Source organism: Flavobacterium sp. (genome assembly GCF_031363805.1).
Classification (GTDB): domain Bacteria; phylum Bacteroidota; class Bacteroidia; order Flavobacteriales; family Flavobacteriaceae; genus Flavobacterium.
In genome coordinates this window covers 1-8,975 of sequence record NZ_JANLVD010000249.1, presented here as the reverse complement: position 1 = coordinate 8,975, position 8,975 = coordinate 1, and the positions used below count along the sequence as shown (strand labels likewise).

9 protein-coding genes are annotated in these 8,975 nt (G+C 30.9%); 5 read left to right on the top strand and 4 right to left on the bottom strand.

The window, feature by feature from the left end; translation table 11 throughout:
• Positions 1–36: 36 nt before the first annotated feature.
• Entirely contained in the window at positions 37–729 is a 693-nt protein-coding gene (locus tag RMN92_RS12995; protein WP_309609866.1) for an NAD-dependent deacylase, read from the top strand.
• A gap of 99 nt (positions 730–828) precedes the next feature.
• Positions 829–2,172, top strand: coding sequence for an adenylosuccinate lyase (purB, locus tag RMN92_RS12990; protein ID WP_309609865.1), 1,344 nt, complete (start codon positions 829–831; stop codon positions 2,170–2,172).
• Here purB and RMN92_RS12985 read toward each other — a convergent pair.
• The 3 genes from RMN92_RS12985 to RMN92_RS12975 are packed head-to-tail and all read right to left on the bottom strand — an operon-like array spanning position 2,161 to position 3,852.
• Positions 2,161–2,616, bottom strand: a complete 456-nt coding sequence (locus tag RMN92_RS12985) for a tRNA (cytidine(34)-2'-O)-methyltransferase (protein WP_309609864.1) — start codon at positions 2,614–2,616, stop codon at positions 2,161–2,163. The two genes, purB and RMN92_RS12985, sit on opposite strands and share 12 nt — an antisense overlap.
• 14 nt (positions 2,617–2,630) lie before the next feature.
• Positions 2,631–3,209, bottom strand: a complete 579-nt coding sequence (locus RMN92_RS12980) for a pseudouridine synthase (RefSeq protein WP_309609863.1) — start codon at positions 3,207–3,209, stop codon at positions 2,631–2,633.
• A gap of 1 nt (position 3,210) precedes the next feature.
• Positions 3,211–3,852 (bottom strand): Pr6Pr family membrane protein, encoded by a 642-nt coding sequence (locus RMN92_RS12975; protein WP_309609862.1) that lies wholly within the window; start codon positions 3,850–3,852, stop codon positions 3,211–3,213.
• A gap of 79 nt (positions 3,853–3,931) precedes the next feature.
• Between RMN92_RS12975 and RMN92_RS12970 the strand changes: the two genes are divergently transcribed.
• From RMN92_RS12970 to RMN92_RS12960, 3 genes are read left to right on the top strand one after another with little or no spacing between them, the layout of a single operon-like run.
• Positions 3,932–5,281 (top strand): DNA recombination protein RmuC, encoded by a 1,350-nt coding sequence (locus tag RMN92_RS12970; RefSeq protein WP_309609861.1) that lies wholly within the window; start codon positions 3,932–3,934, stop codon positions 5,279–5,281.
• Positions 5,282–5,287: 6 nt separating this feature from the next.
• Positions 5,288–5,653 (top strand): 6-phosphogluconate dehydrogenase, encoded by a 366-nt coding sequence (locus RMN92_RS12965; protein ID WP_309609860.1) that lies wholly within the window; start codon positions 5,288–5,290, stop codon positions 5,651–5,653.
• Positions 5,654–6,205, top strand: a complete 552-nt coding sequence (locus RMN92_RS12960) for an acyl-CoA thioesterase (protein ID WP_309609859.1) — start codon at positions 5,654–5,656, stop codon at positions 6,203–6,205.
• Positions 6,206–6,397: 192 nt separating this feature from the next.
• Here RMN92_RS12960 and RMN92_RS12955 read toward each other — a convergent pair whose 3' ends face one another.
• Entirely contained in the window at positions 6,398–8,698 is a 2,301-nt protein-coding gene (locus RMN92_RS12955) for a zinc-dependent metalloprotease (RefSeq protein WP_309609858.1), read from the bottom strand.
• Positions 8,699–8,975 lie beyond the last annotated feature (277 nt).

Below are 8,975 nucleotides of genomic sequence, written 5' to 3'. Positions count from 1 at the left end.
CAATTAAATAGATCATGAAGATTTAAAATGATAAATATGAAAAAGAAAATAGTAGTTCTTACAGGTGCAGGAGTTAGTGCCGAAAGCGGTATCAAAACCTTTCGTGATAGCGATGGATTATGGGAAGGTCATAATGTCATGGATGTAGCCACACCCGAAGGTTGGCAAAAAAACCCAGAATTGGTGCTTGACTTTTACAATAAAAGACGTCAAGAATTAAAAACTGTAAAACCAAATTTAGCACATATCATATTGGCCGAATTAGAGAATGATTTCGACATTCATATCATCACCCAAAATGTTGACAATTTGCACGAAAAAGCAGGAAGCACAAAAGTGTTGCATTTGCATGGAGAACTTGTAAAAGTAAGAAGCACAGCCAATAAAAATCATATTTTAGATTGGACAGAAGATTTAAATGTATCGGATTTTGATGCAAACGGACACCAACTCCGACCACATATTGTATGGTTTGGCGAAGATGTTCCAGCCATTGAAGCAGCAGTTTCAATAGTTGAGAAAGCAGATATTCTTATCATAATTGGAACTTCTCTACAAGTATATCCAGCTGCAAGTTTGATGAATTTCGCCAGTGAAAACATTCCAGTTTATTATATTGATCCAAAACCAGCCACCGTATATGATTTGCCAAATCCTTTAAAAATTATTGAAGCCGTTGCATCAAAAGGAATGAAAACATTGCAAAAAGAGTTGGAGAAAATGCGATAAAATGGCAATTGTAGAAATTAATCTCAATAAAATCTGAAATCTGAAATCTAATATCTGAAATCTAATTATCTTTGCATTTCAAAAAACAATTTTCCAAAAATGCAACTAACAGAATTAAACGCAGTTTCTCCAATTGACGGTCGATATAGAAGTAAAACCAAATCGCTATCTACTTATTTTTCTGAAGAAGCACTCATCAAATATAGAGTTTTAGTTGAAATTGAATATTTTATTTCACTTTGCGAAATTCCATTACCGCAACTTTCCACAGTAAATTCTAATATATTTGAAAGTTTACGAAATATTTATAAAAATTTCTCGACTGATGACGCGGTTTGGATTAAAGAAACCGAAAAAACTACCAATCACGATGTGAAAGCGGTAGAATATTTTATAAAAAAGGCGTTCGAAAAATTGGAACTTTCGGAATATAAAGAATTTATTCACTTCGGATTGACTTCCCAAGATATTAACAATACAGCCATTCCACTTTCTACCAAAGAGGCGTTTGAGAAAGTATATTTAAAATCTTTGGTTGAATTAATCTCCAAATTAAAAGATTTAAGTATTGAATGGCAAAATATTCCAATGTTGGCAAGAACCCACGGACAGCCAGCTTCTCCTACTCGTTTGGGTAAAGAAATTGGTGTTTTTGTAGAACGATTGGAAGAACAAATGCGATTGTTATTCAACATACCTTTTGCAGCAAAATTTGGTGGCGCTACAGGAAATTATAATGCACATCATGTGGCTTATCCACAAATTGATTGGAGAAAATTTGGAAATACTTTTGTTGAAGAAACTTTGGGTTTGCATCATTCCTTCCCTACCACACAAATTGAACATTATGACCATTTTGCAGCTTTTTTTGATGCATTAAAAAGAATAAATACCATTATAATAGATTTGGACAGAGATATTTGGACTTATGTTTCGATGGAATATTTCAAACAAAAAATAAAAGTTGGTGAAATTGGATCATCTGCTATGCCGCACAAAGTAAATCCGATTGATTTTGAAAACTCTGAAGGAAATTTGGGTATTGCCAATGCTATTTTTGAACATTTATCTGCAAAATTGCCGTTGTCAAGATTGCAACGTGATTTGACCGATAGTACAGTTTTAAGAAATATTGGTGTTCCTATGGGTCACACATTAATTGCTTTTGAAGCTACTTTGAAAGGTTTAAACAAATTGATAGTAAACGAATCTAAATTTGCTGAAGATTTAGATAAAAATTGGGCAGTGGTTGCAGAAGCCATTCAAACTATTTTAAGAAGAGAAAGTTATCCAAATCCTTATGAAGCCTTGAAAGAATTGACAAGAACCAATATTGCAATTGACAAAAGTGCTATTCATAATTTTATAAAAACCTTGGATGTTTCCAATGAAATAAAAACAGAATTATTGCAAATTACACCCAATAATTATTTAGGGATTTAGAAGAATTTGTCTTCTGGCTTCACCAACTACAAAAGCTACAGAATTGGCAATATTGTAACTTCTTATCAATCCAGACATGGGAATTGTCAAATGGTTTTGGAATAAGTCGAGAACTTCTTGGCTCAAGCCCACACTTTCTTTACCAAAAACTAGCCAATCACCTTCTTGAAATTCGGCCTCATAATAGGATATTTTGGCATGTGAACTAAATAAAAAAACCCGAGATTTATCAGGAATTTGCGTTATCCATTCTGGAATATTTTGGTATTCTTTCACATCCAAATGCACCCAATAATCTAATCCTGAACGTTTCAAATTTTTGTCAGTAATTTGAAACCCAAACGGATGAATCAGATGAAGTTTATTGCCTGTTCCTACACACAAACGACCAATATTCCCAGTATTATTGGGTATTTCGGGTTCTATTAAAACTATGTTAAGCATAATTGCGAATTTGGTTATTTGGTTAATTGGAAAGTTGAAACTTCTTCAACCTCACCTGCTTTCAAATCATTCAAAAGTATATTTCCAACTCGCACACGAATCAATCTCAATGTTGGAAATCCAACAGCAGCGGTCATTTTTCTAACTTGACGAAACTTTCCTTCAGTTACAGTTATTGAAGCCCAAGAGGTTGGTCCATGGCGTTCATCTCTAATTTTTTTTGCTCTTAATCCAAAATCAGGAATTTCATCAATAATATAAGATTGACAAGGTTTTGTAATGTATTTCGAGCCATCGAAACCAATCTCTACACCCAATTTTATTTTCTCAATGGCTTCTTGATTAATTATGCCATCTACTTGAACAAAATATTCTTTTTCTACTTTTTTACTTCTTACCAATTCACTCATTTTACCATCGGTGGTCAATAAAAGTAAACCTTCAGAATCTTCATCTAGCCTACCAATAGCCATTGTTCCATCGGGAAATGGGTACAATTCTCCAAGCAATTTCTTTTTTCGTTTTAATTCGTAAACAAACTGTGATAAATATCCGTGAGGTTTATGCAATAAAAAATGACGTTGATTGGGCATTTTATAATTTTCCTTTATTTAAAATCTTTGAAATTCCAATTAATAAAATCCCAACAATTAGAAAAGCCAAAACCATAAAAAAACTATTTGTAAAAACTGCTTTATATCCTAATTGAATCGCATCCACAAAAGGATAAGGATAAAAATTAAAAAAATGCCCGCGAATTAATGTGTATACAAGGTATAATGAAGGATAAATAAGCCATGGCAAAATATTTTTATATTCTAAATTTTTCTTATCAACACTTTTAAACCAATAAATTAAAACCAAAATAGGAATTATTAAATGCAATATCTCATCATCAATTTTTTGCCAACTAGTTGGAGCCCATAAAAACCGCAAAATCAAATTGTACACAATTCCAACTATTAAAATATATAATGTAATGGCTGTTAAAGTCTTGTTGCTTAAAAAAAATAATTCCAATTTATTTTTTGGTTTTATCCAAAGAATAGTAAAACAAAAAGCTACTAAAATATTGGTTAGTATAGTAAAAAAACTAAAAAAACGAACGATTGTTTCAGGAACCGAAGCTACTCTGTTTTCAATAATCAAATAAAGTTGTAAAAAAACAGCAAACCAGCCTAATGTAGAAATTATGGCTGATAAAATTAATTTGGCTTTATCTGATTTATTATCCATTTGTAAAAATTAAGTTAAATATTGAAACTAAAACTCAAAAACTTTTGTTTAAATTTACAAACTTACAAAAAGTAATTCTATGTCAGATATATTCCTATTTTTATTCATTTTTATTATTGCTTTATCCATTGGAATATATCTTGGGAAGATTATTTTTTCGGCAAAATCCAAGGCTGAGAAATTAGTATTGGAGGAAAATGTAAAAAATTTAATTTTGCAAAATAATGTAGATAAAACATTTCTAACAACACAATTGCAACTATCAAACTCAGATAAAGAACAATTTCGAAACGATAAAGAATCTGTAAATATTCAACTTACTAAAAAAGAAGCCGATTTTGAGAATCTTTGGGAGAAAAACAAAGAACAAAAGGAGCAAGTTGAACAATTGCAAGAAAAATTTACAAAAGAGTTTGAAAATTTAGCTAACAAAATTCTAGAAGAAAAAACCAATAAATTTACAGAACAAAACAAGGAAAACATGAAAAATATCTTGTCTCCTTTGCAAGATAAAATTCATCTTTTTGAAAAAAAAGTGGAAGATACACACAAAGAAAGCATCGATTATCATGCGGCTTTACGTCAGCAAATATTAGGCTTGAGCGAGATGAATGCGCAAATGAGTAAAGAAACTTTAAATTTGACCAAAGCATTAAAAGGCGATAGCAAAATGCAAGGCAATTGGGGCGAACTGGTTTTAGAACGAGTTTTAGAAAAGTCAGGTTTGGAAAAAGGACGTGAATATGAAGTCCAACAAAGTTTCACAACTCAAGATGGAAATCGTGTTTTTCCAGATGTAGTTATCAATTTGCCAGATGGAAAAAAAATGATTGTAGATTCAAAAGTAACCTTAACCGCTTACGAACGCTACATTAATGAAGAAGATGATGCCCTAAAACCAATTTATTTAAAAGAACATGTAAACGCGATTAAAAGACATGTTGAACAACTAGGCGATAAAAATTATCAAGATTTATACAATATTGAAAGTCCTGATTTTGTATTGCTTTTTATTCCCATAGAACCTGCATTTGCATTGGCTTTGAATGAAGAAACCACATTGTATAATAAAGCATTTGAAAGGAATATTATTATAGTAACACCATCAACTTTGCTTGCCACATTACGCACTATTGACAGTATGTGGGCAAACCAGAAACAGCAAGAAAATGCCTTGGAAATTGCGCGTCAAGCGGGAGCGCTGTATGATAAATTTGAAGGTTTTGTAGCTGATTTAATTCGAATTGGAAAAAAAATTGATGAATCGAAAGTAGAATATTCTGGTGCCATGAATAAACTGGTGGAAGGAAAAGGCAATCTAATTACCAGCGTTGAAAAATTAAAAAAAATGGGCGCAAAAGCCAAAAAATCTTTGCCAGACAGTATAATTAATAGAGCCGAAAATAACGATAATAATCTTTTAAATTAAAAACTCATGAAAAAAATAATTCTCATTCTTATTGCCACTATCATTCTTGGCATCTCTGGATACTTTGCCATTATGTACTACGCCTCTTTTAGCGAAGGTTATCGATCTGGAGAATTGATTAAAATAAGTAATAAAGGAATGATTTTTAAAACTTGGGAAGGCGAGCTAAGTCAAGGTATTGCTGGGGCTCAAATTTTTAAATTTTCTGTTTTGGATAGCGAAGAAAAAGTAATCCAACAAATGAAAGATTTGCAAGGCGAATATGTAAAAGTGACTTACGTAGAAAAATATTCAACATTCGCTTGGTGGGGCGATACAAAATATTTTGTAACAGAAGTAGTCAAAGAAGATTCTCCATTTAAAGTAAAATAAATGGATACAATTTTTAAAACTGTAAAAGCATCAAAAGTAACGATTTCAGAATTAATGTTGCCATCACATAGCAATTTTTCAGGAAAAATTCATGGAGGCTATATTTTATCATTACTCGATCAAATTGCTTTTGCCTGCGCTTCAAAATTTTCAGGAAATTATTGTGTCACGGCTTCTGTAGATACGGTCGATTTTTTAAATCCAATAGAAGTTGGAGAATTAGTCACCATGAAAGCTTGCATCAATTATGTAGGCAAAAGTTCCATGATAGTTGGCATTCGGGTTGAAGCAGAAAACATCCAAACTGGAGTTGTCAAACACTGCAACTCGAGCTATTTCACTATGGTTTCTAAAAATACAGATGGAATAAATGTTTCAGTTCCTGGACTTATTCTATCTACTCACGTAGACATTCGACGTTTTTACAATTGTATCAAAATGATTGCAATTCGAAAAGAAAAACAAGTTCACGAAGAAATTTTCGATTATAAATCCAAAGATGCAATCTCGAATTTAAATAATTATAATGTTCGAATTGATTTAAATATATAACCCGTTGGGTGCAATTACTTAAATTAACTAAAAAAATGATTTTTAATTGAATATAAAATCTATTAAAACGAAAATGTCAGTCTGAGCTTGTCGAAGACCCAATTAAAAGACACTTCGACAAGCTCAGTGTGACAAAATCGTAATAATTTAGCTGTAAAAAATAATTACACCCAACGGGTTAAATATATAATTTTATTCTTTTATAATTTTAATGTTTCTATTGGTTCCTTCCGAATCAATTTTAATAAAATAAGTGCCACTCGATAAACTGCTAACATCAATTAATGCTTTGTTAGAATTTATTTGTTTAATAAGTACTTTTTGACCCAAAACAGAATAAAAACTTACTTCTGAAATTTGTTCTTTTTGAACTATATTTAATTCCTTTGTTACAGGATTCGGATAATAGGAAACATTAGAAAAATCAAATTCTGAATTAGCAAGTGTACACGGATTTTGAATAGTAATGGCAATTGAATTACTAGTTGCTCCTTCACTTCCTCCCAATCCACCAGAAGTTGGAAAATGACAGCCTTGCGAATCATACAAAACACAAGTAAAAACATCGCCATCTGCAGCTGGAATTAAAGTTAAAACAGGACCGCCTCCACCTTGACCTCCAGGACCGCCAGTTCCTCCATTGTACGGTTGACCATTCAAATACCAAGCATAGTAAGGATTTGCGCCAACAACATTTGTTCCTGTTGCAGTAAAAGTAACCGAAGTTCCTGCGCAAATTATAGATTGTGTCACACTGATGGAATTTGATAAAACCGTAGGTGTTATTACATTTAAAATAGTAGATACAGTTGCATTTGGAGTTGCTACACAAGAAGCATTACTTGTAAGTTTACAGCTCAAAACATCGTTATTTAAAAAGGTATTTGAAGAATAATTGGGTAAATTTGTACCTACAACACTGCCATTCAACTTCCATTCATAAACTGGTGAAGTTCCACCATCAATCGCAGTTACACTAAAAGTTTGAGTTCTAGATCCACAAAAAGCAGTGGTAGGAAGGTAATTAAAACTTAAGGTAGGCGCAGCCACAGTTTTACTAGTTTGTACAGCAATTTGTTCCGAAATTCCTTTTATAGTTCCACAAAATGGTGTTATTTCCACTCTATAATTATCCATACAGTAAACTGGTGTAAAATTATAAAAAGTAGAATTTGCTGGATAAGAAAACGTAGTATATCCAGACCAAGTGTTGTTGGAATTGTTGTACAATCGAACTTTGAAATCAATTCCAATTTCTGCGAGCCATGATACATTTATTTTATTATTTGTATTGTCGACTACAACATTTGCATCAACAACTTTCTTATTGTCGCAAATAGTTGCACTACAATTGGATATGCAACTCAATGTATTCAAAGAATTGTTAATTGATGTTATAGAAGTTCCAGACCAATTGTTGCTTAAACTAATTATTGCTGCCATAATATCTGTATTGTGAACACAACCAAAATTATGACCCAATTCATGAGAAAGTATGCATCGCGTTAAATTTGTATCATTTGCATAGTTTTTTACAACTGCAGTCCCAGATGTTCCACACATTACATAAGAACCCAAACCTATAATAGAACCAGTACCACCTTGCGGTTGGAAATGAACTTTTATATCATACGAGTTTACAAATATTTTGGACGCATTTGAACTAAAGGCATTATAATTATCATAAATTTCAAGTGTTGGCAACCAATAATTACACATGGCTGGGCAAGTCACAATATAATGTTCTGTGACCAAAAATTGAACATTATCAGACAAACCGTTGGCAATTGTAAAATTGGCTTGCGTTAAATTTAAAAGTTGCAAAGTTCTATCAATAGATGCATTTACTGAATTATAGGTGTTATAAAAATTATAATCCATTGAAATAGCCAATTCTACAGTTTTGCAACCACCAATCAAATTATTTTTATTTGAAATATCAGAATTTTGAATTTTATTTGAATCTATATTAGGATTTCCACAGTCTAAATTTTCAGAAATAATATCTTTAGCATTGTAAAATACATACTCATCTGATTTTGCCTTTTTATCGAATCTAGAAAGCGATTCTATATAAAATTCTGAATTTGAGTTTTTAATATAAATTGAAATTGTATTTTCGAAAGTAGAAAAAACAAATTGATTATCTTTTGAAAAATCTTGATTTGTATAATACTTTCCATCAAAATTAATATCTTGAATAGACTTTCTTTCCAAACCATTTTCAGTTTTTAAACTCAAAATATAATTATCAGAAATAATTTTATTTTCTTTTAAAGCAAATGAATAATTTTTGAGGTAATTAATTGTAATAGATTCTCCGTTTGAAATCTTCTGCATTTCGTTATCTAATTTTAAAATTTTATAGTTTTTAAAATTCTTAGATAGATTTATTTTAGAATTGCTTGAATTATTGAATGACAATACTTTTTGAGAATATAAATTTGAAGAAAATATTAAAACCAACATGATAAAGTAGTAGCTTTTTTTCATAATAATTTGAATTATATTAATCAAATTTAGCACAAAAATTAACATAATAGGCAAAATCATTTGAAAATGTACTTTGAACAAATATTATTTTCAAGCCTCATGATTAAAATGTGGTGAAAAATTTTAATATAAAATATCACTAGTGTCCACTAAAAAATAAAAAAAGTTCTTTGAAATTATTGTAAATCTGTATTTTAAGAATCATTTTTGAGCGTGACGATTTGAAATGATTATTATTTTCGTAAATCAATATTACCAATATGAATCACGGTAAATA